Genomic DNA, 26,295 nt, shown 5'->3' with positions numbered 1-26,295 from the left:
GAAAAGTATTAATGAGCAACGTTTTAGTTTTCGGACATAAAAATCCTGATACAGATACAATTACATCTGCAATTGTATACGCATATTTAAAGCAACAAATAGGAGTAGAAGCTGAAGCAGTACGTCTGGGCGAATTAAATAATGAAACAAAATATGCACTAGACAAATTTGGCTTTGAGGCACCGCGTGTTATTTCTTCTGTAGTAGGGGAAGCGGAAAAGGTTATTCTTGTAGACCATAATGAATTCCAACAATCGGCTGATGGCATTGAGGAAGTACAAATTACAGAGGTAATTGATCACCATCGTATTGCAAACTTCCAAACAGCTGACCCATTGTATTACCGTGCTGAACCAGTTGGTTGTACAGCGACTATTTTAAATAAAATCTTTAAAGAAAATGATGTTGTAATACCAGCAAATATTGCAGGGTTAATGTTATCAGCTATTATTTCTGACACATTACTGTTCAAATCACCAACTTGTACACAACAGGATGTCAAGGCTGCGGAGGAACTTGCAAAAATCGCAGGTGTTGATGCTGCGGACTATGGACTAGCAATGTTAAAAGCAGGCGCTGACCTTTCAGATAAATCTTTAGAGGATCTTTTATCTTTAGATGCAAAAGAGTTCCAGTTTGGTGAATATAAATCTGTCGTTGCCCAAGTGAATGCTGTTGATATTAACGATGTGCTTGGACGACAAGAAGAATTAGAAATTCTTTTAAATAAAAATGTTGCTGACAATGGTTTAGATCTATTCTTCTTCGTTGTAACAGACATTTTAAACAATGATTCAACAGCTGTTGCAATTGGACAAGTAGCAGAAGCGGCAGCAAAAGCATTTGGTGCAGAGCTGACAAACAACCGTGTTGTTTTACCAGGTGTTGTATCTCGTAAAAAACAAATCGTTCCAGTATTAACGGATGCATTAAAATAAAATAGTGTATTGTTCAAACTGAAGAACGAGGTTGGGACAAATAGAAAAAGTGTTAGATTGAATGCCATCAATCTAACACTTTTTTACTATGCCATTGATGTCTGCGTCTTACGTTTTGTGCGTTCACGCTATCATCAACTAGTGCCTTATTAATCAAGTTTTAGTGGTTGAACTGCTGGACCTTCTAACACTTCTCCTTGGGCATTAAAACGGGAGCCATGACAGGGGCAATCCCATGTTTCATCCGCTTCATTCCACTTTGTTTTACAGCCTAAATGCGTACAAGTCGGAGCATTTCCATTTTTAATATAACCTGTGACCAGTTCCTTTGCCACGAAGCCTCCGACTTTCAGCATTTGCATAAACTGCGCACCAAATTTTGTACGTGCAGGCGAATAAAGCGTACTTGCATCGTTGTTCTTCGCAGTACCTGTAATAAGTGAAGACAGTAAATCCCCAGCGACGAATGAATTTGAAATCCCCCATTTGCGATATCCTGTTGCGATAAAGACATTTGGTAAGGACTGCGTAATTTTTCCGACATAAGGTACCATGTCGGGTGTTTCGATATCTTGAGCCGACCATCTATAAAGTGGCTCCTGCCCAAAGTGTACTTTCATTTCATTTTGAATAGCATCGTAAAAGGGCTTCGTATTGGTCGTTTCACCTGCGATATGATTAGCCCCACCGAGAAGTAAATAGTGCTCATCGTTTATAGTAGTCGTTCGAATAGAACGTGAAGGAAAATCAACTGATAGATACTGCCCTTGGTACGTTTCCGTTATTTTACTGGCAACCATATAAGATCGGTTATTTGAAAGCTTTAGGAGTTGTAATCCTTTGAAGGCTTCAATTGGGTAATGCGTGCACAAAACAAGCTTATTATATTGAACCGATATATTTTTTTCGGTATGTAAGTCATTTTGTGCTATCCGTAATTGCTGGACACGTGTGTTTGCATATAGTTTCGCGCCCATTGATAATGCCTCTTTTATAAGAAAGTTACTTACAATTACAGGGTTTATTTGAGCTTGCTGTGATACGCTAAGTGCCTTTGTAATAGGGAAAGGGAGCTCTGTTTCAGAAGTAATCTTTGCCTTTACATTTAATACTTTATAGGCATTCCACTCTTTTAATAATTGTGAGTAGCCTTCTTTTGTTTGACAATACAGGTATGAGTCAACTGGCCGAATGGACTCTTTAGGAAGGAATTGTAATGCTTTCTCTACAGCATGTTGATTTAAATGATAGTAGAGTCTAGCATCGTTTACAGAAAGCTTTTCGAGAAGATTTGCGTAGACTAAGCCATGCTGTGCAGTTAGTTTACCTGTTGAATGACCAGTCGTACCATGACTAAGCTTTGAATTGGCCTCTAGTAGTACAACATCGACACCTGCTTTTGCTAATACATAAGCGGTATATAGTCCAGTCAATCCTCCTCCAATAATACAAACATCACATTTAGTCGAAGCTGTTAAAGATGGCAAGGAAACCGAGTCGGTTGTTGCAAGCCAAAGAGATTGTGTCATACATAACCCTCACAGTGTTTTTACGTTCAGTATGGAGATAGCTTTGAAAATTTATGCAATGAAGCATAAAAATTGCTCGAAGAGAGCATGTGTCGTTACAATGTAGCAAAAGGAGCGTGTTTTTTATGAAAATCGAAATTTGGTCAGATTATGTTTGTCCTTTTTGCTACATTGGCAAAAAACAATTGGAAAAGGCAATTCAGGATACAGGGTTTGAGGGCCAAGTGGAGCTTGTTTATAAAAGCTATCAACTTGACCCGACAACACCAGCGGATACGAATGAGTCTATCTACGAATCTTTGTCTCAGAAATATAGTATGACATTAGAAAAAGCGAAAGAAATGACACAAGGTGTGGCAGCTCGCGCAAAAGAAGTAGGCTTACATTATAATTTTGATCAGATGATGGCAGAAAACACATTAAAAGCACATCGACTTGTGAAATGGGCTGAACAACAGGGTGACGCTAGTGAATTAGTTGAAGCGCTGTTATATGGCTATTTTATCGATGGAAAGCGCATTAGTCATGATGAGGTATTAGTGGCAATCGCAGAACAAGTTGGTTTCAAGCGTGAGGATATTGAAAAGGTTCTTGCTAGTGATGAATTTAAAGGTGATGTGGAAGTAGATATACAGGAAGGGCTTCAGCTTGGTGTACGAGGTGTTCCATTCTTTGTGCTAAATCGTAAATACGGTATTTCAGGAGCACAACCGCAAGAGGTGTTTGAAAATACTTTGCGTAAAGTAGCGGAGGAAGAAGGCTTACAACCAGGGTTAAAGATGGAAGGCTCTGGAGATGCAGGTATTTGTACAGATGATAGTTGTCAGATCTAACTTGCTTCTGTAACCTTTATAAATGTTGAATTGACACAACCAAGTTAAAGGGCTCCGGCTGATGTTCCAGATTTGAAAGAGGAGCGATTCGAGCAAGTTCGAAAAAAATTGGACGCAATTACGCCTAGGCGTAATTGCGTTTGTGCATTTTACTCACAATGATTCAGTCAAAAGTCTGAGGCTCCTAACGTTGACTTTTTATCGGAATTTTTTTATTATAAGGATATATCTTGAATTCGAGATATTAATTTAGGAAACTCAAGGGAGAAATTATATAATGAACGTATTAGTAGTAAAAGCTAACAACCGCCCAGACGGAATTTCAACAAAAATGTACGACACTTTCATGGAAAACGTACAAAATGTAAACGTAACAACATTCGATGTATTTGCTGAAGATATGCCATACTTCGGTCAAGATCTTTTCAATGCATTCGGTAAAGTTCAAAACGGTGAAGAATTATCTGACATTGAATCTCGTCTTTTAGCTGCAAAACAAAAAGCGATGGATGCACTAACTGCAGCAGATGTAGTTGTATTTGCTTTCCCATTATGGAACTTAACAATTCCAGCGACATTACAAACTTTCATTGACTATGTATATCAAGCTGGTTTCACGTTTAAATATGATGAAAACGGTCAATTAGTTAGCCTAATGACTGATAAAAAAGCTGTAATCTTAAATGCTCGTGGTGGTTACTATTCTGCACCAGAAGCACAACCTATGGAAATGTCTGTGAACTACATTAAAAATGTAGTAGGTGGCGTATTCGGTATGGAAATTATTGAAGAAGTTATTATTGAAGGTCATAATGCTTCACAAGATAAAGCAGAAGAGATTATTGCAAACGGCCTAGAAGCAGTTAAAAAAGTAGCAAAATCTCTACAAACTGTAACTGCGTAAGTAATTTATTATAGTGGTTATTAAAAAATGCCAAAATGCTGATTGAAAAGCATTTTGGCATTTTCCTGTTAGTGAAGTGTTCTATTTTAAAACCTCGTATAAATACTTCTTGTCTTCGTTTGTTAAAGGCGGGTCCTCAGATTTAGCTTCAACATTTAAAAAAGATAGACTCAAGAATACTAAGAGTGTAAGAAAAGAACAAAATAAAGTTTTCTTATTTAGCATATTTTTGCCTCCTTTTTTCATTAATTTACTATAAGAATATCGAAAAAATGATATTTTATAAAGGTTTTTGTTGTAGAATTTAGTAGAAAACACTATTTGTAGGAGGTCTAATTATGGAATTACTTCTTGCTTTTTTTTTCTTCAATTCTATTTATTTAATGCCGATTTATGGAATGATATTTTGTTTGAGCCTTGTTAACCTTTTAAAGAAACTTAGTAAAGGTCAAACAGATATTTCGAAAGAACAAATTTTTTTAACAATCTCATTTATAATAATTATTTGGAGTATAAGTGGAGTAACGGCACTATCGTTATCTTAAAATAGTGGAACAACAGATTATGGACAGAAGGAAACAGGCGGTAGTCAATCCAAAAAGGGACTTCAGATGAAAACATACCAATCCTATCTGCTGGTGCTCCTTTCATAGCAATATTGACTATCTTGGTGATACAGAAGGCGGTTTCGGTAAATATTTTTAAAAAATAATGCTGCATATCAAAAGGAGAGCACGATTATTCATCGTAGCTCTCCCTTTTTTGGCGTTCAAATGCTTTGAAGCGAGTACCTTGGAACGGTAGTATGTCAAAGTCATGTTCAGCTAGCTGTCCATAGTTCCGACCATCGAGCTTTAACTCTAAACGTTCCCCACTTTGAACTTCAAATGTTACATAGTAGGAGGTGTGAGCACTAGTATTACCTGAACCGCCCCGTGTGTCTGTCCTTTTTGCAACAATTTTTGATGGTACTGTTAATTCAGGTGAATTATTATTTTTGCCCATTGTCTAATGGCGTTAAGTATAACGAAGGCAAATGTACCGAAGACCATGAAAAAAATTAAGGAAATAATTTAAGGAAAACGAATAGTGGTTGTCGTGTCATTGATGTGCAGCATGCTAATTTTGAAAGTATTCTAAGTAGTATTTACCGTCTAACTGCGTATGAAATGGCAACCTAAAAAGGACTTTAAACATCAAAGTAAACATCAGAATTTGGCTCAAAACGCTGTTATATCAACGTCGAATGTAGAGTTGTCTCACGCGCGATTAGAAGTGATTATGTATCAATTATTAGATGCAGCAATTTCAGCGAGCAGTCAATACATCAAAACGAATCGTCTAGCGTTGTAAAGTACAGATAAAGAAAGCGTATTTTGCAAAAGAACGATTATAGACCTCCTACAAATAGTGTTTTCTACTAATATTCTGTAACAAAATCTTTACAAAATATTATTACTTTTTTAATATTCTCATGTTACCTTATTAAAAAATAAGATGATTCAATAAAAAGGGAGGTAGTAATGATGAGAAAGATTTGGTCTTTAATTATTGCGACAACTTTGATATGCACTGTATTTGGATCACTTAATATTGCTAAAGCAGAAACAAATTTCATGGATAACAAAATTCCAGATAATGAAATTGAGTTTCTGACAGGAAGCACTCTAGATGGTTATAACTATATTGAACTTTCGGAACCCGTAACAGAAAACTATGATGGAGTTTACGAAGTATTAATTGGATACTACATAGAAGAGAACTTAGATGGAATCAAAACACTCGACAATTATAGAGAATATGACACGTATTTAGTTTATGATCAGGGTATAACTCAAAGCTGGTCTTGGTTATCAAGACCATATTTTATTATGAGTATTGCAAGAGGCATGTCTTATAAAAGTTCAACAGAAGTATCAGCTACTATTTCAGGCACATTTAGTAGTGATATTCCGAGTAAGGCTTTACCAAAAGTTAAATCTTCTTTCGGTTTCAGTGCATCGGGCAGCAAAAAAATAACTGAAGAAATTGTTTTATCGGGTCCTGGCGCAGGTTATTCTAGTAGAGATTTTTACTATAAGCAAGGAAGACACATACATAGAGTAAAAATTGTACAAGAACGCAGATCCAATTGGGATGGTGTGTTATGGACTAAAACATACTACGGTAGTGTAGGAAAACCAGCTATAAAATATTATTCAGTTGATAGAAAGTAGGTTCTTAAAGTGATTCAACAGATCGTTAAATGGTTTTTGCTTACTATACTAATAATTTCATCGATCAGTTTTATAATTATTCTTCAATCAAATTATATAGCGGCTGAATTAACCGCTCGTTCGATTCCAATAGCTATTGTAGTAGGTTTGTCTTCATTAGCTGTTGCTATCATGTTTCGAAAATAATATTTACTAGAGTGGCGACAAACTAATTTTCAAGTAGAAAATTAGTAAGGTCTGACACTCTTTTATATTCTTAAAAGCATTTCTTAATGTAAAACACCTCAAGAAACACGGATATTAAAGAGTTTTTAAAATGACCGTTCAATGGCTGTATATTTGATTCAAACCAAAGAAGTAGACAAAGTCAATTTTTTGGACTTTGTTTACATAAGAAATGAACCCCTATCAAAACAAAAAGAGAACGGCTTTTGCTACTCTCAATCTTTTTTTATTTACTTAATTTTTTACTGGCGCTTTTTCCAAAACCCCTATAATTCTTTTATATCGTTTTCCTGTGTCTTTTAATTCTTCCCGAAAAACTTCTGCTACTAAAAAGGGTAACTTTACTTTTCCAACAACAACAATATCACCAGGTTAAATATTTAATTCACGTAAATGTTTAGGGGATATGCCACGTATATTTCTTTGGATATAATTTCAATGCCTCTGATATGAAATCCCGAAAGTGTATTATTCTCCATCTACATTCTCTCCAATCATCAACTTTTATTGATTTTCCTAACGCATGTGCTGATTATACGAACCATTTGACGATTACTTCTATTGATCACATGAAGGCAATCATATTTTGAGATACTTTTTTATACTTCATTCAACGATTAAAACCTTGTGTCATTGCTTTCAAACGCTTATCCAATGTTTCACCATCAAATACGTTTTGTACAAGCTAGCTTTCAGTTTTTGACGAATCATTATATAAAAAGCGCTACTCTTTTTTTTCGTGAAATGGGTGCATTTCACGTAGAAAAGTAATAGTATTATTAGTTAACTAATATATTATCAACTATTAGGAGAGTGAATAGTATGTTAGAGCTTACAAAAAAAGGCAAATATTTCTGAGCTTATTGCAAGTAAAAAGTCGTTAAAAGAGCTTAGGAAACTTTTAAATACACGTGATACATCCATACGAGAAGTATTTAATTCATTAGGGTACTTCTATCGCAACATGATGCCAATTTTCCTAATCAAGATATGACTTTTAATGAAAATCTTTCGTTTTATTATAATTTGAAATCATTAACGAACGTAGAAAATCATTGCATCTTCATTGTTATCTACAACTACTAACTGTTCATTTTCAAATGTATAGGGGATTTGTTTGTCATTCAAATTAGCCAGTAGCTTCTGTAATTCATCTTGTGAAGAAAGAGATAATGTATAGCTAAGTAAACCCGTTGTTTTTTTTGCTGGTACGTGTGCACCGACACCTTGCCATATGTTTACCGCGATATGATGGTGGTAACCTCCAGCAGACATGAATAGTGCGCTATCATGGAAGTTAGTCATAATATCAAAACCAAGTGCATCTATATAGAAGTAAGTTGTTGCGTCATTAATATTGCTCACATTTAAATGCATATGACCTAATACAGTTCCTTTAGGGAAACCTGTCCAAGGACGCTGACGGTCATATAATGCCATCACACCTTCTATATCAACAGCCTCTGTTCCGGTTATAAGTCCACCATGACCATCATTTAGCCATTCAGCACGAGGGCGATCATGATAGATTTCTATACCGTTACCTTCTGGATCATTTAAGTAAAATGCTTCTGAATAAATATGATCACCAGCCCCTGTTATAGGTATACCTGTATTCAACAAGTTGCCAATCACATAAGCTAAGTCTTCTCGAGAAGGAACTAAAATAGCAAAGTGGAATAGACCAGTCGTACGAGGTGGACGAATCTTCACCCCTTCTTCTGTTGACAATACTAAAATAGGTTTTGTATTGCCTGGAATAGAAAATGTCACTTGTGTTGGCGTGCTTTGAAGTACTTGAAGCCCTAGTTTTTTATAGAAATTAGTCATTGTCTCTAATGACTGTACAAGTAAATGTAAATGCTCTAACTCTAATTGTGCATCAATTTTATAGGTCATTGTCAATAAATCCTCCATCTTTAAGTTACTTTTTGTAATTAAATATAAAATAGTAAATATGTTACGTCAAGTAAATAAGTTACTTTAAATTTACTTTTGCTAAATTAATCGTTACAATAGAATACATAAGAGGTGAAAAAATATGAATGAGACAACTTTATGTCCTCGTTTAGCTAAGGCAATGGATTTAATCGGAAAACGCTGGACTGGGCTAATTTTATATCAATTATTAGACGGATCACAGCGCTTTAATGAGATTGAATCGGCATTGCCTGTAAGCGGTCGTTTATTATCTGAACGTTTAAAGGAACTTGAAAAAGAGGGGCTTGTTGAACGAAAAGTATATTCAGAGGTGCCTGTACGTGTAGAATATTCTTTAACAGAAAAAGGTCGAGCATTAGAAGGTGCTATTCGAAATATTGAGTCATGGGCAACTAACTGGCTATAGTAATGGCAAGAATATTTGCGAAGTTAATTTTTGTGCAGTGATATTAGTGTGAAAGTGTCATAAGATGAAGCCCCATCCTATGAAAGTCATATCTTTCGTAGATGATTTTATTGAAGTAATCGGGTAGCTAGAAGGTTCTGGATATACTGATTTGTGCAGCGTATAACTAACTAGGACATGATGCTGCCCGAAAATGCGCAAAAAATACCCTTCATTTTACTTGTCAAATCGAGGTTCTAAATCCATACTAGTGTAGAGTAAGAAGGACGGTAGAAAGGAATTAGCTCTCATGACAAAAGAACAATGGGCTGTGGATTTAGCACAAAACATAAATCCAGCCAATATTAAGCTAGATGAATCATTACAGCAATATACAATGACAAAATTAGGTGGTAAAGCGGATGTTTTTGTTCTCCCTGAAACAGAGGAAGAAGCAATTGCAGTTATTCGCTATGCACATATAAATAATATTCCATTATTGATGTTAGGAAATGGATCCAACATGGTTGTCCGAGATGGAGGCATGCGTGGGATTGTTGTGACATTTTCACATTTAGATAAAATTCAAATTACTGGTGATCATGTTTATGCCCAAAGCGGCGCACTTATTAAAGACGTGTCAAAGCTAGCAGCTGCTTCATCTCTAACAGGTTTTGAATTTGCTTGTGGCATCCCTGGCTCGATTGGTGGAGCGATGGCGATGAATGCAGGCGCTTATGGTGGCGAAATAAAGGATATTATTATTTCTTCTAAAGTACTAACTAAAGAGGGAGATATTTTAATACTATCAAAAGAAGAGCTTGAATTAGGTTACCGTCAAAGTAGCATTGCCAAAAAAGGTTATTATGTACTGTCTTCAGAGTTCCAACTAGCTCAAGGTGTACAGGAAGAAATTGATGCTAAGATTGCCGATTTAACGTTTCAGCGTGAATCAAAGCAACCATTAGAGTACCCTTCAGCAGGCAGTGTTTTTAAACGCCCGCCAGGACACTTTGCAGGCAAGCTTATTCAGGATAGCGGTCTACAAGGTAAAGGGGTCGGTGATGCAGAAGTGTCCACAAAACATGCCGGCTTCATTGTTAATAAAGGAAATGCTACAGCTTCTGACTATATCGCAACGATTGAAATGGTACAACGAGTGGTAAAAGAAAAGTTCGGTATTGATTTAGAAACAGAAGTGAAAATTGTCGGTGACGACTTATAAAAAAATGTCGCTCTTCGCTAATGGCGAAGGGCGTTTTTTTGAGGAGTGTGAACAAATGAAATTTATTTCGTGGAATGTTAATGGTATACGTGCTTGTTTAGGGAAAGGTTTTTTAGATTTTTTTAATAGTATGGATGCGGATTTTTTCTGTATTCAAGAAACAAAATGCCAAGCAGGGCAGGTTGAACTAGCACTCGAAGGATATGAGCAATATTGGAATTACGCGCAAAAGAAAGGCTATTCAGGTACAGCGATTTTTACAAAGCATACACCGCTTGCTGTGCACTACGGTGTGGGGGAGGATGAATCGCAGGATGAGGGGCGAATTGTTACATTGGAGTATGACAACTTTTATGTAGTAAATGTTTATACACCAAATGCTCAACGCGATTTAGCAAGATTACCGCTGCGACTAGAATGGGAGGAACGATTAGCGCTGTATTTAAAAGAACTTGATGCCAAAAAGCCAATTATTTATGGCGGTGATTTAAATGTCGCCCATGCTGAGATTGATTTGAAAAATGCCAAATCGAATATGGGCAATTCAGGATTTACATATGAGGAACGTGCTAAAATGTCTGAGTTATTAGCAAGTGGCTTTGTTGATTCTTTCCGTTATAAGCATCCTGAAGTGACTGATCATTATACTTGGTGGTCTTATATGAATAAAGTCCGTGAACGAAATATCGGATGGCGCATTGACTATTTTATTGTATCAGCGCGTTTAAAGGACCAAATTGAAGTAGCTACTATGCATCCGCATATAATGGGTAGTGATCATTGCCCAATCGAGCTTCAACTAACTATTTAATTGTTTGTGTGCCTGACACCGTATGTCTACACCGTATGTCTAAAAAGACATACGGTTTTTTACTGTTGCCCAAAAGATTCCTTTGTAATCGTATGTAGAAAAAAGATGTGTAATACAGCAAAATTCGCTAAAAAATGAGGTTATTCAGATGGGAGGAAAGGATTTGATACGGCAAATAAAGAATATATTGCATAAGAGGGGGTTGTAAGGTGAGAAAGTTTAAGTGGAAAAAGTGGTTAATGATAATCGCTAGTGTGTTGGCAGTAGTCGCCATAACATCTTTCATTGTCTTTACGTTGTTTATGAATAAGTCAAAACCGATTATTGATGGAGAGCTCACTGTTAACATGCTTGATGAAGATGTGACGGTGACAAGGGATGACAAAGGAGTTCCACATATATTTGCCGAGACAGATGCAGATTTATATCGTGCTCAAGGCTATGTACAGGCGCAGGATCGGCTGTTTCAAATGGATTTAGCACGTAGGCAGGCAAGTGGCCGCCTGTCAGAAATTATTGGTGAGGCAACGATTAATACAGATAAGCATTTCCGTACCTTTAGTTTACGAAATGCGGCTGAAAAATCATTGGCAGCGTATGATGCCGAAAGCAAGCAAGTGCTTGAATGGTTTGCAGAGGGAGTGAACACCTTTATTGAACAGGCAAAGAGCACGAATACGTTAAGTTATGAATTTGCGTTACTAGGTTACGAGCCAGAAGAATGGACGGTTGTAGACTCTTTAACCATAGGAAAATATATGGCATACGATTTAGGGGGCAATTGGAATACACTCGCCTTCCGACATTGGGCTTTACAAAACTTCGATGAAGAAAAGGCGAAGGAGTTATTTATTACGTATCCTGAAAATGCTTCATCGATTATAGAAGCAAATAAAGAAAATCCTGTTTCAGTGGCAGGGCAATTTAATCCTGCATTATTGCCAAATGAATTTAATGGCAGTAATAACTGGGTTGTATCTGGCGATAAAACGAAATCAGGTAAGCCAATACTAGCGGATGATCCGCATTTGGGGTTAAGTACACCATCTATTTGGTATCAAATGCATTTACAATCGCCAGAGCAAAATGTAAGCGGTGTTATATTTGCAGGCATTCCAGGAATTATTTTAGGTCATAACGATGAAATTGCATGGGGTGTAACGAATGTAGGCCCTAATGTACAAGATTTATATATTGAAATGCCAAATCCAGATAATCCAACACAATTCCGTTATGACGGTGAGTGGGAACAAGCTGAGGTGCGCAAAGAACCGATAAAGGTAAAGGATGGCGAAACGGTAGATTTTGAAGTCCTTGTTACACGGCATGGCCCGATTTTGACAGACCTAGTATTTAAAGAAACGGAGCCTTCTGCCCAGTTTTCAATGCAGTGGACAGCTCTACAACCAACCGCTGAATTACGAGCAGTGCTCGGTTTTAATAAGTCTTCCTCTTGGCATGAGTTTGAGCAAGCATTAGAAGATTTTAAAGCACCTGCTCAAAATTTTGTTTTTGCATCTAAGGATGGCACAATCGCTTATAAAGCTAATGGGCAAATTCCATTGAGAAAGCAAGGGGATGGACAATTACCTGTGCCGGGTGATTCAAGTGACTATGGTTGGGAAGGCTTTATTCCGTGGGATGAGTTACCGACTGTTGTTAATCCAGAGGAGGGCTTTATTGCTACTGCCAATAATGAGGTGATTGGTGAGGAATATCCGTATCATATTACGGATTTTTGGGCGCAGCCATATCGCTTTGAACGAATTAAGGAAGTGCTTGAGGCCAATGATTCATTAACGGTTAAAGATATGATGAACTTACAAATGGATCAACATAATTTATATGCTCGCGAATTTTTACCGAATTTATTAGCATCCATCAAAACGATGGATAAGGATAAAAAATATGCAGAGATCATGGCGTTATTAGAAGATTGGAATATGGTGGATGCAAAAGAGTTGGGAGCCCCGTTAGTCTTTCATACGTTAATGGTACAAATACAAGAGGTATTGTTTAAGGAACAGATGCCAGAGGATATGTATAACATGATGTACGGGAAATTCAATATTACGGATCAACTTTTGCGTAAAGCATACGCAGGTGAGAAAAGTATTTGGATAGAAGAGCAAGGTGGTGTTGATGCCACAGTCTTTGAGGCGTTTGAGCGTACTGTTGGAAAAATTGAGGGGCAGTTCGGAAAAAATGTGTCGAAGTGGCAATGGGGTGACTTTCACCAATTAACGTTTGATCACACATTAGGTAGTGCTTCACCGATATTTGCCGCATACTTTAATGCGAAGAAGGTGCCAATTGGTGGCTCGAAGGTGACGGTGCAGGCTGCTGATAATGATTTAGCTGGCAACGTTAATCATGGAGCGTCGTGGCGTTTTGTTGCGGATGTCGGTAATTTGAACTCAGCTTTCCATATCGTCGGACCGGGTCAAAGCGGTCATGTGAAATCGGACTGGTATCAAGATCAGGTGATGGACTGGGCAAATGGAAATTATCACGAAACCTTTGTTAACAAGGAAGCGATTAAAGGTAAAACAGTATTATTAAAGGCACAATAAAAACCCAGCGCAAGCTTTTCTTGCGCTGTTTTTTTTGTGCCAGTCACTCAAACAATTCGAACAATTCAAAATATAATCAAATGCTATTTTCGTGATAGTAATCATATACATTCAAATGCCCATTTGAATATGATGGAATAATATGCTATATTTAAAACAATCAAACGAGTATTTGAATGAGGTGAGGAAATGGCAAAAGAGGTCTGTGAAGTGACGCATGTTAATGAGCAAGCGGTGACAAGGGTTCAACAGCAAATGCCTGATTTATCAGGTGTAGCGAAATTTTTAAAGGCATTATCTGATGAAACAAGACTTAAAATAGCGTATGCCTTAACTGTAGAGAATGAATTATGTGTTTGTGATGTGGCGACAATAATTGGGTCATCTGTAGCGACTGCATCACACCATTTACGTTATTTAAAAGATCATAGTTTAGCGAAATCGCATCGTAAGGGAAAGCAAATGTATTACGCTTTAGCTGACGAACACGTATACCAAATTGTAACGATTGCTTATGAACATGCGAAAGAAGGGATTACTAATGGCAGTAACACCGATTAAGCAAGAATACCGATTGCAAAACTTGTCCTGTGCTAGTTGTGCAGCTAAATTCGAAAAAAATGTAAAAGCGATACCTGACGTACAAGATGCACAAGTCAATTTTGGAGCTTCTAAAATCACGATTGTAGGAGCAGTTAGCGTCAATCAAATTGAAGAAGCAGGAGCATTTGACGGCATTAAAGTTTCACAATCTACGGCTAAAGCAAGTGAAGCAACAATTCCTTTTTATAAGAAGACCGAGAACATATTAGCTAGCGTATCCCTGCTATTCGTTATAGTTGGCTATCTATTATCTTCTGTTCGTGGCGAAGAAGACTTGTTTACGATTGCTATGTTTATCATTGCGATTATTGTTGGAGGCGTAAAGATATTTAAAACAGGCTTACGCAATCTTGCACGATTTGAGTTTGATATGAAGACGCTTATGACTATAGCAATAATTGGTGCTGCGATTATTGGGGAGTGGGAAGAAGCGGCTGTTGTTGTCTTTTTATTTGCAGTTAGTGAAGCACTTGAAGCGTATTCAATGGATAAGGCACGGCAATCAATTCGTCAATTGATGGATATTGCTCCGCCAACTGCCACGATTAAACGAGCGCATGGCGAGCATTACCATGAGATGGAATTAGCAACGGACCAGATTGAAATTGGCGATATTTTAGTCGTGAAACCAGGTCAAAAAATCGCAATGGATGGTATTGTGCTTGCTGGGCTGTCAGCAGTCAATCAGGCTGCTATTACAGGAGAATCGATTCCAGTCAACAAATCAGTAGGTGACGAGGTTTTTGCGGGAACGTTAAATGAAGAAGGTGCATTAGAAGTACGTGTAACGAAACGTGTAGAGGATACAACGATTGCGAAAATAATTCATTTAGTAGAAGAAGCGCAAGCTGAAAAGGCACCTTCGCAACAATTTGTCGATCGTTTTGCGAAATACTATACACCAATCATTATGCTTGTAGCGTTGCTTGTAGCGATTATGCCACCTTTATTTGTAGGGGATTGGCAACACTGGATTTACCAAGGATTAGCAGTGCTTGTGGTTGGTTGTCCTTGTGCGCTTGTTGTTTCTACTCCAGTAGCAATCGTAACCGCTATTGGGAATGCTGCAAGACAAGGCGTTCTAATAAAAGGTGGTATTCATTTAGAGCAACTAGGCCATATAGATGCTATTGCCTTTGATAAAACAGGTACCTTAACAAAGGGCACACCTGCCGTAACAGATATTTACACTCCTACGGAAATGTTAGAGGAAGATGTATTACAACTGGTGGCTGCTGTTGAAAAACAATCGCAACATCCATTAGCTAAAGCTATTTTAAAGGCATTACATGACAAACAACTTCCAGAGCTTATACCTACAGATTTTCAATCCGTAACAGGTAAGGGTGCTTATGCAACAGTGAATGGTCAAAAGGTTTATGTCGGTAGTATGAATTGGATTACAACATTAGCTCCAGTTGATGAAATAATGAAAGAACAGGTTCAAAAACTGCAAAAACAGGGTAAGACCGTAGTAGCGGCTGTTCGAGAAGGGCTCTTTATTGGCATCATAGCAATTGCCGATCAATTACGTACTGAAAGTAAAGAAGTACTGCAAAAGTTAAGTGCTTTAAAGGTGAAACATACTGTGATGCTAACGGGTGATGCAAAATCAACTGCCGAAGCAATTGCCACTACTTTAAGTATGAGTGATGTGCGAGCAGGCTTACTGCCCGCCGAAAAATTATCTGCTATTAAAGACTTACGCACGCAGTACGGAGCAGTTGCGATGGTCGGGGATGGTGTTAATGATGCGCCAGCATTAGCTTCCGCGAATGTAGGTATCGCTATGGGTGGTGCGGGTACAGATGCTGCGTTGGAGACAGCTGATATTGCATTAATGGGCGATGATTTAACAAAACTACCTTATACAATGGCATTAAGCAGAAAAACATTACGAATTATTAAAGAAAATATTATTTTTGCACTAGCCTTAAAATTAATTGCCTTATTGCTCGTGATTCCAGGATGGTTAACATTATGGATTGCCATTTTTGCCGATATGGGCGCAACATTACTCGTTGTCTTTAATTCTTTAAGGCTTATAAAACAAAAGAAATAATAGGTATAATGACGTGATTGGTGTAATTTTGTAGGTAAATAATCGTTGCAATGTATATTTATAATTGTTGTATAGATGCTACTAGCGATTCTTGAAAAGGGCTAAATTTCACGCTATTATTAATTGTGTAAAAATGTAACAATACATTATAAATGAGGCGAAAGTTTTATATGTCAGAACCTATTTTAGTAAATGTTACAGAGGAAATTGTGCGTGGTTTAGTAAGTTTTCTACTGCGAGGACCAGAATACCAAACATTTTGTAAATGTCAAATCTGTGAATTTCAAACAGTGGCTTATGCATTAAATGCATTGCCTAGTAAGTATGTTACATCTAAGGAAGAGCGAGATGAAGCATTTAAAGCCATGAATACTCCTGAGAATATTGAACTGATTAACAGAGAAATTATTCGTGCATTACATGTGGTAAATAAGCATCCTCGACATTAGATAGAGCCCACTTCTACATTGAAGTAGGCTCTATTTATGTTTCAAGGAAGTGTTTATCTTGGTTATGTATTTTCAGTTAACTTTTAAGGCAAGCTTGTAGTAAACTAAAGAGTAAGAATAGGAAAGAGAGGGAATTAGATATGCCAACACCTAGTATGGAGGACCATATCGAACAAATATATTTATTGATTGCTAATAAAGGATATGCTCGTGTGTCTGACATTGCTGAAGCATTATCTGTTCTTCCTTCTTCTGTTACTAAGATGGTTCAAAAATTAGATAAAGATGGTTATTTAGTTTATGAAAAATATCGTGGGCTTACATTGACGCCAAGAGGAGAAAAACTTGGAAAACGTCTTGTGCAGCGACATGAACTGCTAGAGCAATTTTTGCGAATCATTGGTGTAGATGAAGAGCGTATTTACAATGATGTAGAAGGAATTGAGCATCATTTGAGTTGGAATTCAATTGATCGTATTGCAGATCTTGTGCAGGTAATGGAAGAAAATCCAGATATCGCAAAAAAACTAGAAGCATCTAGAACACAACACAATCTATAGAGGGAATAGCTTATTCATAAGGATGTAAGCAGCATTTTGAGACGATCTCTACGTTTCGTTGTGTGATACCCGCGCAAAGTGATGATTGTATGCGGAGCTTATATATTTGCGAAATTGATGGTAAAAGAAAGGAAGACATTATGAACGAATTAAAATCAGGTGAAGTTGTTACTTTAACTGTATTAGAGCAACAAGCATCGAAATGGGTCTTAACAAATGGGGTAGTTGAACTGCCATTAAATGCTTCAGAAGTTACAGAACCATTAGTTGTTGGGGATCGTATTGAAGTATTTTTATTTGCGGATCGCCGTGGTGATTTAGCTGCCACGACTGCTATTCCGGCATTTGCCCAAGGCGAATACGGCTGGGCACGTGTTCTTCGTGTTGTAGAGCGCGAAGGAGCTTTTGTTGATATTGGTACTTCACGAGAAGTGCTGGTTAAAGCGGAGGACCTACCTGCGATAAAAGAAGTATGGCCAGAGCCAGGTGACCATTTATATATGACATTGCGAACAGATCGCAATGGAGATTTATTTGGTCGTTTAGTAACAGAAGAAAAGATTTCAGAGTTATACGAAGGTGCATTTGATGATATGCATAATAAAAATATTACTGCCCGTCCTTATCGTTTATTGCCAGTAGGATCATTTTTACTAGGTGTAGAAAAACCATATCGTATTTTCGTCCATGAATCAGAACGCTATGCAGAACCACGCCTTGGACAAGATGTTGAAGTACGTATTATTGATGTTAAAGAAGATGGCTCGATGAATGGCTCTTTGTTACCTCGTAAACATGAACGTATCACAGGAGACGCGCAGCGAATTTTAAGCTATTTACAGGATGTTGGTGGTAAAATGCCATTTAGCGATAAATCTTCGCCAGATGAAATTAAAGAAATGTTTAATATGAGTAAAGCGTCATTTAAACGTGCACTCGGTACACTTATGAAGGCTGGTAAAGTGAAACAACAAGATGGCTGGACAGAAGAAATTTAACTTGTAGCTTTTATAAATACTAAGGAAATGACGAGAGATAAGCAAAGAAACCTTCTCGTCATTTTTTCGTACTAATAACTGTATGATGACATACATTATACAGGCTAAATGATTTCTAGCGAAAGGGGTCACACAAATTGAAAAAAATATGGGGGAAAATGCTAGTAGCTACGATGCTAGTATTTGGTGTGCTGGCACCAACAACTGGATTTGCAGCAGACAATACCACACCTGACAATGCGACACCAAATGCAATAGATGAAAAACTAGGTGTACCAATTGTGGTGTATGGTGCAAACCTATCCGAAGCGGAAAAAGATTCTGTAAAAAAATCGTTAAAAGTAAATGAAAATCCTGAAGTTGAGGAAATAACAGTATCAGGGAATGACTTAGCTAAATACATTAAAGATAGTAATGCAAGCTCACGTATGTATTCTTCTGCCAAAATTACACGTAAAGATGCCGGTAAAGGATTAGTTATTGAAATCGTCACACCATCAAATATTACACAAGTAACGTCAGAGATGTATGCAAATGCAATGCTGACTGCGGGAATTGAGGATGCGACCGTGCAAGTAGCCGCTCCAAAGGCTGTAACAGGTCATTCTGCGCTTGTTGGTATTTATAAGGCCTATGAGGTAACAACGGGCAAAACGTTAGATATAGAGCGTACGGACGTTGCCAATGAAGAACTATCAGTTGCCACTACAATTGCTGATTCTGCAGGAGTTGATGATGCCAAGGTAGCGGAGTTACTAACAGAAATCAAAAAGCAAATTGCTGAATTAAAGCCAGCAACGCGTGAAGACGTGGAAAAAATCGTCCAAGAGCAGCTAGATAAATTAGAGATTAATTTAAGTGAACAAGATCGTCAGTTACTAGTTGATTTGATGGACAAAATTAGTAAACTAGATATTGATTTTAGTAAATGGTCCGAGCAATTAGATGATATTAGTAATACAATACAAGAAAAATTTGGCTCGCTGATGGAAGATGAAGGCTTCTGGACGAGTGTGAAAAATTTCTTTGCAGATTTAAAAGATACAGTTTCAACATGGTTTAACTAATTGAAAAGCTCTCTGCCTCTTGATGGCAGCAGAGCTTTTTTAATCTGTCCGAACTGTTAAACGAAACGTCGTCTACTATTTTTGTAAAAATGCAAAAAGCTATGGTACTATGAAAAAAAGGAGTGGTGAGAAATGGAATTCCAATTACAAAAAGTAGCGGAAAACAAACTAGCTTTTGTTTATAAGCAAGATGGGGAACAGTTAGCGGAAATTACATGGAAACAAGAAGGTCAAGTAATGGTCATGGATCACACTTATGTATCAGATAAGCTCCGTGGGCAAGGTGTTGCCAAAAAATTATTAGATCGTGCAGCAGATTATGCCCGTGAAAATAATTACAAAATGGTGGCTGTTTGTTCATATGTAGTTGCAGCATTTGAAAAATCTGATGCTTATGACGATGTAAAACAATAAAAATAAAGCAATCTGCTAAATAGCCTAGAGCTACTATGCGGATTGCTTTTTAGGTTTTAAAATAGAACTTTTCCATCTTCGCCATTATAGAAAAACAATACTGTAAATAAGGAATGTTAAAAAGCCTGCGCCACCTACTAAAGAAGCCATGTCTACCCAATCATAAACTAAATCTAAATCTTTCATAAAGAACATCCTCCTATCGTTTGTACTATTTCATTAATTCCCTCATATTGTCAGTGCTAATCATAAAAAAGTACAAAATAATAAAGAAATACGTAAAAATATTCGAATTATGCGATAATATCGACTAGGAGAGTGATTGTGAATGTCTTGGAAAATACAGACGTACGATGAATTAACGACGGAAGAACTGTATAAAATAATTCAGCTAAGAGTAAATGTTTTTATTGTTGAACAACAAACCTGTTATGAGGATTTGGATAACCATGATCAAAACTCTATACATTTATCATATGTTGAAAATGGAAAATTATGCGCCTATGCTCGTATATTACCCCCAGGTGAAAAATTTACAATGGCATCTATTGGTCGCGTAATCACAAGTCAGGAAATGCGGGGTACTGGACTTGGTAAAGATATGATTCGCTTAGCACTAGAGATAATTGAAGACAGATGGTCAGGTTCAGAAGTATTTATTCAGGCACAGGAATATTTAAAAAAGTTTTATAGTTCTTTTGGCTTTCAACAAGTTTCTGCGTCGTATATTTACGATAGCCTGCCACATATAGATATGCTATACCAAGCAAAAAAATAATGTTTAGTCCTCTAAGAATAGGGAAAAGCTATAGTATAAGGCCAGTTTCTATATTTTTAGGAGGGATTTATGATGGCAAAGAATAAAGGGACGGGTGTTGTGCTTGCGGGATTAGCAGGATTTGCAGCATCTTATTTAAGCAAAAAAGAAAACCGTGATAAAGCAATGGATATGTTTAACAGTATGAAAGCTAAGCTAGGATCTTTCATGAATACATCGAATGTGAATATGGATGATCGAGTTGCGGAGCGTATCACAGCCGAAGTAGCAACTGAAGCCGGTACAGCACCTACAAAGCTAGCTTCCAATGAAATGGTTTCTGAAGGTGGAGGACATACAGGCGTTCATTTCTACAATGAAGAAATACAAGAAAAAGAAAAGTAAGGTGCCAGGCACTCAAACAATTTTAAAGTAAAAATCCACGAAGATTCCAGCGAGAACGCACGCGATGTAAGCCGCACCAAGCTGCGCGTTAGCGAGGATTGCGGCTTACGATGTGCCCGCCGGAAAGCGAAGTGGATTTTTACGCTTCAAAAGATAGCACAATGCAAAGCACCAGAATTAGTTAGAAGAAATAGTCCTGCTACTATACGTTTTTAAAAAATAGGAAGTCCGATACTCTACTTAAAGTGATGTATAGGACTGCCTCTTTTTATGTGGCATAAGTGTTACACCAGCAAAGGTGATTAAGACAATGCCTGTAAAGATAAACCCGCTGACTACACCAAGTGATAACCATCCAAGCAATGAGGAGCCTAGTACTACTCCCAATGAGAAAAATGCATAAAAATAGCCATATGCTTTCCCGCGGATTTCAACTGTCGTAGAATCAATTAATAGTGAATTCACAGATGGGAATAACAAACCGAAGCCAATACCGTAACAAATCATCGCTATATAAAGGAAAGTACTCGAATCAGCCTGACTAATCAGTATTTGACTGACGCCCATTAAACCGATACCGAGGGATAATGTTTTTATCGGAGCTACTTTATCAAAAATACGATTTGTCGGCAATATAAAGACAAGGACAGCGACAATACCGAATGCACTCATTAATGTACCACTTAAGCGTGAGTCGAAGCCTAAAGTTTGGACTTTTAAAGGCAATAAATAAGCAATCACACCTTGGGAAAACATTAAAAAGAATGCTCCTGAAAATGCCTTTAACGTACCTATATTATGGAAAAATACACTTATTGGGATATAAGTTTTAGAAGATGTTTTGTCCTTTTTGACATGATTAGCATGTAGTAAAAAGAAAGAAAGGATACCTAACAGTAGCATAAAACTTGCAGTGATATTAAAGACAAAAGGTACACTCGTACGACTTGCTAAAATACCACTAAATGCTGGGCCAACGATAGCCGCAATACCTACAAATGCACCTGAAATGGCACTACCTTTGCCCCGCTTTTCTTGATCGGTGGCATTAGCTAGAAATGTAAAGGCCGCAGGAACAATAAAGCCGGCAACCAATCCATGTATAAAACGAACGATGAGGAGGGCAAGCGGTGCATCTACTAAATTATATAATGTTAATGATAGGCCCGTTGTCAGCAGACCGACAATTAAAATAACAAAGGGTCCTTTACGATCGGTTAAAAAACCCGAAATAATATTCCCGAATGTATTAGAAAGAGAATACATACCAACTGCAAGTCCGGTTAAAAAGGCAGAGGCACCGAGTGATTCTGCATATGTACTCATAACAGGAAGCTGAGTAAATAGGTCAAAAAATGAAAAGAATATAATTAAATAGATAAATTTCTTCATAACTCCTCCGACTACTTATTACGACATAGTGGGTTTATTATACCATTTTCGACAAAAAAAGAACGCCTAATAAGTTTAAAACAACTTATTAGGCGTTCTAGAATTGCTACTATTAAGCTTTAGCAATTTCTTTTTTCATTGTTTTGTTTTTAGCAAGGTTTACGTGCCAAGAAAGAGCCTCTTCTAAAATATGAGGTGTTTGTTGGTTACCTGTTGCTTCTACAGCACGGTTGTAGTAATCCCATAATTGCTCTTTGTAATCAGGGTGTGCACAGTTCTCGATAATTAAAGGTACACGTTCTTTTGGTGCAAGACCACGTAAATCAGCAATACCTTGCTCAGTAACGATTACGTCAACATCGTGTTCTGTATGGTCTACGTGAGAAACCATTGGTACGATTGACGAAATTGCGCCACCTTTTGCATAAGATTTTGTTACAAAAATACCAAGACGAGCGTTACGAGCGAAGTCACCAGAACCGCCGATTCCGTTCATCATTTTTGTACCTGAAACGTGAGTAGAGTTTACGTTACCATAGATATCTAACTCAAGCGCAGTGTTGATTGAGATTAAGCCCAAACGACGGATAAGCTCTGGGTGGTTAGAAATTTCTTGTGGACGTAAGCATAATTTATCTGCATAGTGTTCCATGTTGCCGAATACACGTTTTTGTAGTTCTTCTGAAAGTGTGATAGAAGCTGCAGAAGCGAAATCTACTTTACCAGCATCAATTAAATTAAATACTGCATCTTGTAGTACTTCAGAGTAAACAAATAAGTGTTCGAATTCTGAATCAGCAAAACCGTCAAGTACAGCGTTTGCAACAGAACCTACACCAGATTGAATTGGTGCTAAAGTATTTGTTAAGCGACCAGCTTTGATTTCAGAACGGAAGAAATCAAGTAAAATGTTAGCCATTGTTTGAGTTTCTTCATCTGGAGGCACGATCATTGAAGGTGCATCTGGCTCTTCAGAAATAACAATTGCTTTAATTTTAGCAGGGTCTACTTTAATACCAATCTCACCAAGACGTTGGTTTGGTTTTGTCATTGGAATGACATCACGTTTACCTTGTTCACCAGGAACATAAATATCGTGGATACCGATTAATGATTCTGGGTGAGAAATATTTAATTCTATAATAATATTTTCAGCGTATTGAGCGAAGATTGGTGAGTTACCAACTGAAGTAGTTGGGATAATATAGCCATCTTCAGTAATTGCAGCTGCTTCAATAATTGCATATTTAATTGGTCCGATAATACCTTGACGAACTAACTCAGCGTTGTGAGAAAGGTGAGCATCAACGTACATTACGTTACCAGCGTTGATTTGATTACGAATACCAGCGTCAGCTTGGAATGGTCCGCGTTTACGGATAACGCCAGCTTCAGCTAAATACTTATCTACTTCTGGTCCTAAAGAAGCACCAGTATATACATCAATTTGGAATTTTTCGTTTTTAGCACGTTCCACTAATGCCATAGGAACAACTTTTGCATCCCCAGCACGAGTGAATCCGCTCATACCTACTACATCACCGTCAGAAAGAAGTGCTGCAGCTACATCAGCAGATACGACTTTGCTTTCAAGCTCCTTATTACCTAAGCGTTTTTGAATGATTGCATCCATTAAAAAATCCTCCCCTAAATTTGATGGAAACCGATAACAAAACTAGAAAAAACGTGTAAGAATTTTCTGTTTATTTAGTTGTAGTATGACTCCAACCATTTGATTAATACTATCACCAATTTGTCACAAAAACTTTATAAATAGCATTAAATTAAGTAAACAAAGGAAAATCGAGCGGAAGAATGCTTTTTCGACAGAGAAAACGTTTTAATCTAGCGCTATGTATTATCTAAGCGGTAAATCAAAAAAGTACAGCAAGCCCTCCTTAAGAGGATACTTGCTGTACTAGGGATAATTAGAAGCCTAAAGAACGACGGAAATAACTTGCGTAGCGTTGACTAACCGGAATACGCGTTCCGTCTTTCATAATTAATAAGAAAGTTGAATGTGAATCTGGTTGAATTTCATCAATATAATCGATGTTTACAATGTATGAACGGTGGCATCTAATAAATGAGTCTGGCGCTAAAAATAGCTCTAAATCACTTAAGTTTAAACGGTGATAACCTTCGCGCCCCATTGTTTTAACAAATGTTTTACGTAACTGTGTTTCAAGATAAATCACTTGATCATGTTTAATCGGATACCAACAGTCATCGATTTTAATCGTGATGTAGTTTGTTAAAAATGCTGATGGCTTTTGTGGGAAGATAGCGGTAATGGCACCTTTTGTTTCGCCTTCTTCCATTAAAGGAATACTCATGCCATAGTAAGCAACACCAAATACATCAGGTTCGATATAGGTGCTGATTTTTTGCCCATAGCTTAAAGCTTTGTGTGCAGCTGAGCCTTCTTTGATAGGGTCACCCGGCTTAATTTTTAGATCAACCTTTTTGCTCGGTTGGTAGTACAAGTATTCATTTGTATCAGAAATTGCGATTGAAGTATTCTCAGGGAAAAACTCCTTAATAATCTCCATGATTTCTTCTATTTGCTTTGGATCCACTATTAGCACCTCATTTTAACTTTTAAAAATAGTATTATCATCTATTTTACTACATATTCGTATAAATTATATAGAGAAGATTTCGGAATAAAATAGAGATATGTCGATTGCTACATTAAAAAGATGAAAATTGACTTACATAAAATTCAAGGTATTATAATTAATTACTAATTATTTTTAATATGTATATGGTAAAATTTAAATGTCTATTAATAAGTTTACAAGGTTTCTACGGTATTTATATGATAAATTAGAACTAGGACGATGTATAAAATGTGGTTGAAAGGAAATCGCAAAATATGGTAAAATTCACTGTAAAGTATATTTTTTTTAATACTGGTGTTTAAGTTAGGTTATTTTTAAGCTATATTCAATATATAATTGTGTAATAGGACTCAATTCATATGATAAATAAGTAAATACTTTTTTCTTATTTTGAATTTGTAATTTGATGTCAAATATTGTAATGTAATTCGTGCACTCTGAGGAAAGATGGGGAAGATTATGCAACTACATCAACATTCTATGTCAGAAACGATATCAAAAAGATACTTCCAAGAAATCGATAATATTAATCAATACATCGGTGTAGAAGAATTTTTTAATATTGAGTCAAAATTAATATTTGAAATTTACCATTTAGAATCTGCAAAGGCTAAAAAATCTTTGCATGAATTAATTGATATTCTTTCTATACGTTTTGGCAAGCAGGTCATTAAAATAGTGCGAGGTTATTTTTCCGTTTTGTCGTCGATTGTTGCTCGTAAATTGCTAGACAATCAAGTACCTTCGAAGAAAGCCTTTGCTTTTAATATTGCTTGTAATGATATGATTGAAAATCAGATGAAAGACGCAGAATTTTTGCAATTTGCTGATGATTTAATTGATTTCTTTGTGTATTTTATCGCAGATAGAAAGCAACCGACTTTCCGTCATCAGACAGTCAATAAAGTGATTATGTATATCAATGATGAGTTAGAGAACGATTTAACAGTGGAGAGTATCGCGAATAACTTCCATATTAGTACTAGTCACTTGTCGCGTATTTTCAGAGAACATGTGGGCATTACATTGGTCGAGTATTTAAATGTTCGTCGCGTAGAGGAATCCCAATATTACCTACGACATACGAATAAAAGTATTACATCCATTTCAGACCAATTCCATTTTTGTAATCAGAGTTACTTCACACGTATTTTTAAGAAATACACAGGGGTAACACCTAAACATTTCCGTGATGAGCTGCATCATGAATTTTACCGTTTTGAAATGAACGAGACGGAGATGCAAAACGCTTAATATTGTGGGACAATAAATGGCACTCAATGAATAAGAACCATACTGTAAGATGCGATTGTATTAGCGATGCTAAAGCGCGCATCTTTTTTATGTGAACAAACTACCATTATGTCACGCTTCCGTTAACGCC

At 36.9% G+C, this 26,295-nt stretch carries 26 protein-coding genes; 19 read left to right on the top strand and 7 right to left on the bottom strand.

Translation table 11 applies throughout. The features are described 5' to 3' along the window. Positions 1-11: 11 nt before the first annotated feature. Positions 12-938: a manganese-dependent inorganic pyrophosphatase gene (locus FC748_RS16455; protein ID WP_108030823.1), complete on the top strand. Its 927-nt coding sequence runs from the start codon at positions 12-14 to the stop codon at positions 936-938. A 149-nt stretch (positions 939-1,087) separates the two neighbouring features. Here FC748_RS16455 and FC748_RS16450 read toward each other — a convergent pair whose 3' ends face one another. Further along, entirely contained in the window at positions 1,088-2,467 is a 1,380-nt protein-coding gene (locus tag FC748_RS16450; RefSeq protein ID WP_025220723.1) for an FAD-dependent oxidoreductase, read from the bottom strand. Between the two features lie 125 nt (positions 2,468-2,592). Here FC748_RS16450 and FC748_RS16445 point away from each other — a divergent pair, with 125 nt between their 5' ends. From FC748_RS16445 to FC748_RS16435, 3 genes are all read left to right on the top strand, one after another. After that, the gene (locus FC748_RS16445) at positions 2,593-3,300 is read left to right on the top strand and encodes a DsbA family oxidoreductase (protein ID WP_108030824.1); all 708 of its coding nucleotides are present in this window, start codon (positions 2,593-2,595) and stop codon (positions 3,298-3,300) included. A 277-nt stretch (positions 3,301-3,577) separates the two neighbouring features. Then, complete coding sequence (locus tag FC748_RS16440; protein ID WP_024361348.1) at positions 3,578-4,204, top strand: FMN-dependent NADH-azoreductase; 627 nt, start codon at positions 3,578-3,580, stop codon at positions 4,202-4,204. A 338-nt stretch (positions 4,205-4,542) separates the two neighbouring features. After that, positions 4,543-4,749 carry a hypothetical protein gene (locus tag FC748_RS16435; RefSeq protein ID WP_069508904.1) on the top strand — a complete coding sequence of 69 codons (207 nt, stop codon included), beginning with the start codon at positions 4,543-4,545 and terminating at the stop codon, positions 4,747-4,749. 193 nt (positions 4,750-4,942) lie between these two features. On the opposite strand, the gene FC748_RS16430 is transcribed toward FC748_RS16435, so the two are convergent. Then, complete coding sequence (locus tag FC748_RS16430) at positions 4,943-5,209, bottom strand: DUF2500 domain-containing protein (RefSeq protein ID WP_231785224.1); 267 nt, start codon at positions 5,207-5,209, stop codon at positions 4,943-4,945. A 521-nt stretch (positions 5,210-5,730) separates the two neighbouring features. On the opposite strand from FC748_RS16430, the gene FC748_RS16420 reads away from it, so the two are divergent. Further along, positions 5,731-6,420 (top strand): hypothetical protein, encoded by a 690-nt coding sequence (locus tag FC748_RS16420; protein WP_108030825.1) that lies wholly within the window; start codon positions 5,731-5,733, stop codon positions 6,418-6,420. A gap of 459 nt (positions 6,421-6,879) precedes the next feature. Here the strand turns inward: FC748_RS16420 and FC748_RS22340 are convergent, their stop codons facing one another. Both FC748_RS22340 and FC748_RS16405 read right to left on the bottom strand, forming a co-directional pair. Next, a complete protein-coding gene (locus tag FC748_RS22340) occupies positions 6,880-7,008 on the bottom strand; it encodes a DUF5839 family protein (RefSeq protein ID WP_227665476.1) in 129 nt (42 codons plus the stop codon). 672 nt (positions 7,009-7,680) lie between these two features. Then, the gene (locus FC748_RS16405) at positions 7,681-8,544 is read right to left on the bottom strand and encodes a VOC family protein (RefSeq protein WP_108030826.1); all 864 of its coding nucleotides are present in this window, start codon (positions 8,542-8,544) and stop codon (positions 7,681-7,683) included. A 142-nt stretch (positions 8,545-8,686) separates the two neighbouring features. On the opposite strand from FC748_RS16405, the gene FC748_RS16400 reads away from it, so the two are divergent. The 13 genes from FC748_RS16400 (at position 8,687) to FC748_RS16340 (ending at position 20,895) form a co-directional block, all read left to right on the top strand. Further along, a complete protein-coding gene (locus tag FC748_RS16400; protein ID WP_024361344.1) occupies positions 8,687-8,992 on the top strand; it encodes a winged helix-turn-helix transcriptional regulator in 306 nt (101 codons plus the stop codon). A gap of 289 nt (positions 8,993-9,281) precedes the next feature. Continuing rightward, entirely contained in the window at positions 9,282-10,196 is a 915-nt protein-coding gene (gene murB, locus FC748_RS16395; RefSeq protein WP_024361343.1) for a UDP-N-acetylmuramate dehydrogenase, read from the top strand. A gap of 55 nt (positions 10,197-10,251) precedes the next feature. Continuing rightward, positions 10,252-11,007, top strand: a complete 756-nt coding sequence (locus FC748_RS16390) for an exodeoxyribonuclease III (RefSeq protein ID WP_024361342.1) — start codon at positions 10,252-10,254, stop codon at positions 11,005-11,007. A gap of 239 nt (positions 11,008-11,246) precedes the next feature. Further along, positions 11,247-13,580, top strand: a complete 2,334-nt coding sequence (locus FC748_RS16385; RefSeq protein WP_108030838.1) for a penicillin acylase family protein — start codon at positions 11,247-11,249, stop codon at positions 13,578-13,580. A 189-nt stretch (positions 13,581-13,769) separates the two neighbouring features. Further along, the gene (locus tag FC748_RS16380) at positions 13,770-14,141 is read left to right on the top strand and encodes an ArsR/SmtB family transcription factor (protein ID WP_024361340.1); all 372 of its coding nucleotides are present in this window, start codon (positions 13,770-13,772) and stop codon (positions 14,139-14,141) included. Further along, positions 14,122-16,245 carry a heavy metal translocating P-type ATPase gene (locus FC748_RS16375; RefSeq protein WP_024361339.1) on the top strand — a complete coding sequence of 708 codons (2,124 nt, stop codon included), beginning with the start codon at positions 14,122-14,124 and terminating at the stop codon, positions 16,243-16,245. Before FC748_RS16380 ends, FC748_RS16375 begins: the two co-directional genes overlap by 20 nt. A gap of 170 nt (positions 16,246-16,415) precedes the next feature. Beyond that, a complete protein-coding gene (locus tag FC748_RS16370; protein WP_024361338.1) occupies positions 16,416-16,694 on the top strand; it encodes a late competence development ComFB family protein in 279 nt (92 codons plus the stop codon). 140 nt (positions 16,695-16,834) lie between these two features. Then, entirely contained in the window at positions 16,835-17,254 is a 420-nt protein-coding gene (mntR, locus tag FC748_RS16365; protein WP_024361337.1) for a transcriptional regulator MntR, read from the top strand. Positions 17,255-17,394: 140 nt separating this feature from the next. Next, positions 17,395-18,252, top strand: a complete 858-nt coding sequence (locus FC748_RS16360; protein ID WP_024361336.1) for a CvfB family protein — start codon at positions 17,395-17,397, stop codon at positions 18,250-18,252. A 137-nt stretch (positions 18,253-18,389) separates the two neighbouring features. Then, positions 18,390-19,319: a DUF1002 domain-containing protein gene (locus FC748_RS16355; RefSeq protein ID WP_108030827.1), complete on the top strand. Its 930-nt coding sequence runs from the start codon at positions 18,390-18,392 to the stop codon at positions 19,317-19,319. Between the two features lie 132 nt (positions 19,320-19,451). After that, complete coding sequence (locus tag FC748_RS16350; RefSeq protein WP_025220714.1) at positions 19,452-19,733, top strand: GNAT family N-acetyltransferase; 282 nt, start codon at positions 19,452-19,454, stop codon at positions 19,731-19,733. Positions 19,734-20,061: 328 nt separating this feature from the next. Continuing rightward, positions 20,062-20,511: a GNAT family N-acetyltransferase gene (locus FC748_RS16345; RefSeq protein WP_024361333.1), complete on the top strand. Its 450-nt coding sequence runs from the start codon at positions 20,062-20,064 to the stop codon at positions 20,509-20,511. Between the two features lie 72 nt (positions 20,512-20,583). Further along, entirely contained in the window at positions 20,584-20,895 is a 312-nt protein-coding gene (locus tag FC748_RS16340; protein ID WP_024361332.1) for a YbyB family protein, read from the top strand. Between the two features lie 240 nt (positions 20,896-21,135). Here the strand turns inward: FC748_RS16340 and FC748_RS16335 are convergent, their stop codons facing one another. The 3 genes from FC748_RS16335 to FC748_RS16325 all read right to left on the bottom strand — a co-directional run bounded on the left by FC748_RS16335 (position 21,136) and on the right by FC748_RS16325 (position 24,866). Next, complete coding sequence (locus tag FC748_RS16335) at positions 21,136-22,287, bottom strand: MFS transporter (RefSeq protein ID WP_108030828.1); 1,152 nt, start codon at positions 22,285-22,287, stop codon at positions 21,136-21,138. 112 nt (positions 22,288-22,399) lie between these two features. Then, positions 22,400-23,920, bottom strand: coding sequence for a succinyl-CoA:acetate CoA-transferase ScpC (locus tag FC748_RS16330; RefSeq protein WP_024361330.1), 1,521 nt, complete (start codon positions 23,918-23,920; stop codon positions 22,400-22,402). A gap of 295 nt (positions 23,921-24,215) precedes the next feature. After that, positions 24,216-24,866, bottom strand: a complete 651-nt coding sequence (locus tag FC748_RS16325; RefSeq protein WP_024361329.1) for a LytTR family DNA-binding domain-containing protein — start codon at positions 24,864-24,866, stop codon at positions 24,216-24,218. A gap of 504 nt (positions 24,867-25,370) precedes the next feature. Here FC748_RS16325 and FC748_RS16320 point away from each other — a divergent pair. Further along, the gene (locus FC748_RS16320; RefSeq protein WP_024361328.1) at positions 25,371-26,165 is read left to right on the top strand and encodes a helix-turn-helix transcriptional regulator; all 795 of its coding nucleotides are present in this window, start codon (positions 25,371-25,373) and stop codon (positions 26,163-26,165) included. The last annotated feature ends 130 nt before the right edge of the window (positions 26,166-26,295 follow it).

The sequence above is a fragment of the Lysinibacillus sphaericus genome, assembly GCF_005217585.1.
Classification (GTDB): domain Bacteria; phylum Bacillota; class Bacilli; order Bacillales_A; family Planococcaceae; genus Lysinibacillus; species Lysinibacillus sphaericus.
The sequence above is the reverse complement of the archived record's forward strand: the minus strand, read 5'-3'. Positions and strand labels throughout refer to the sequence as shown.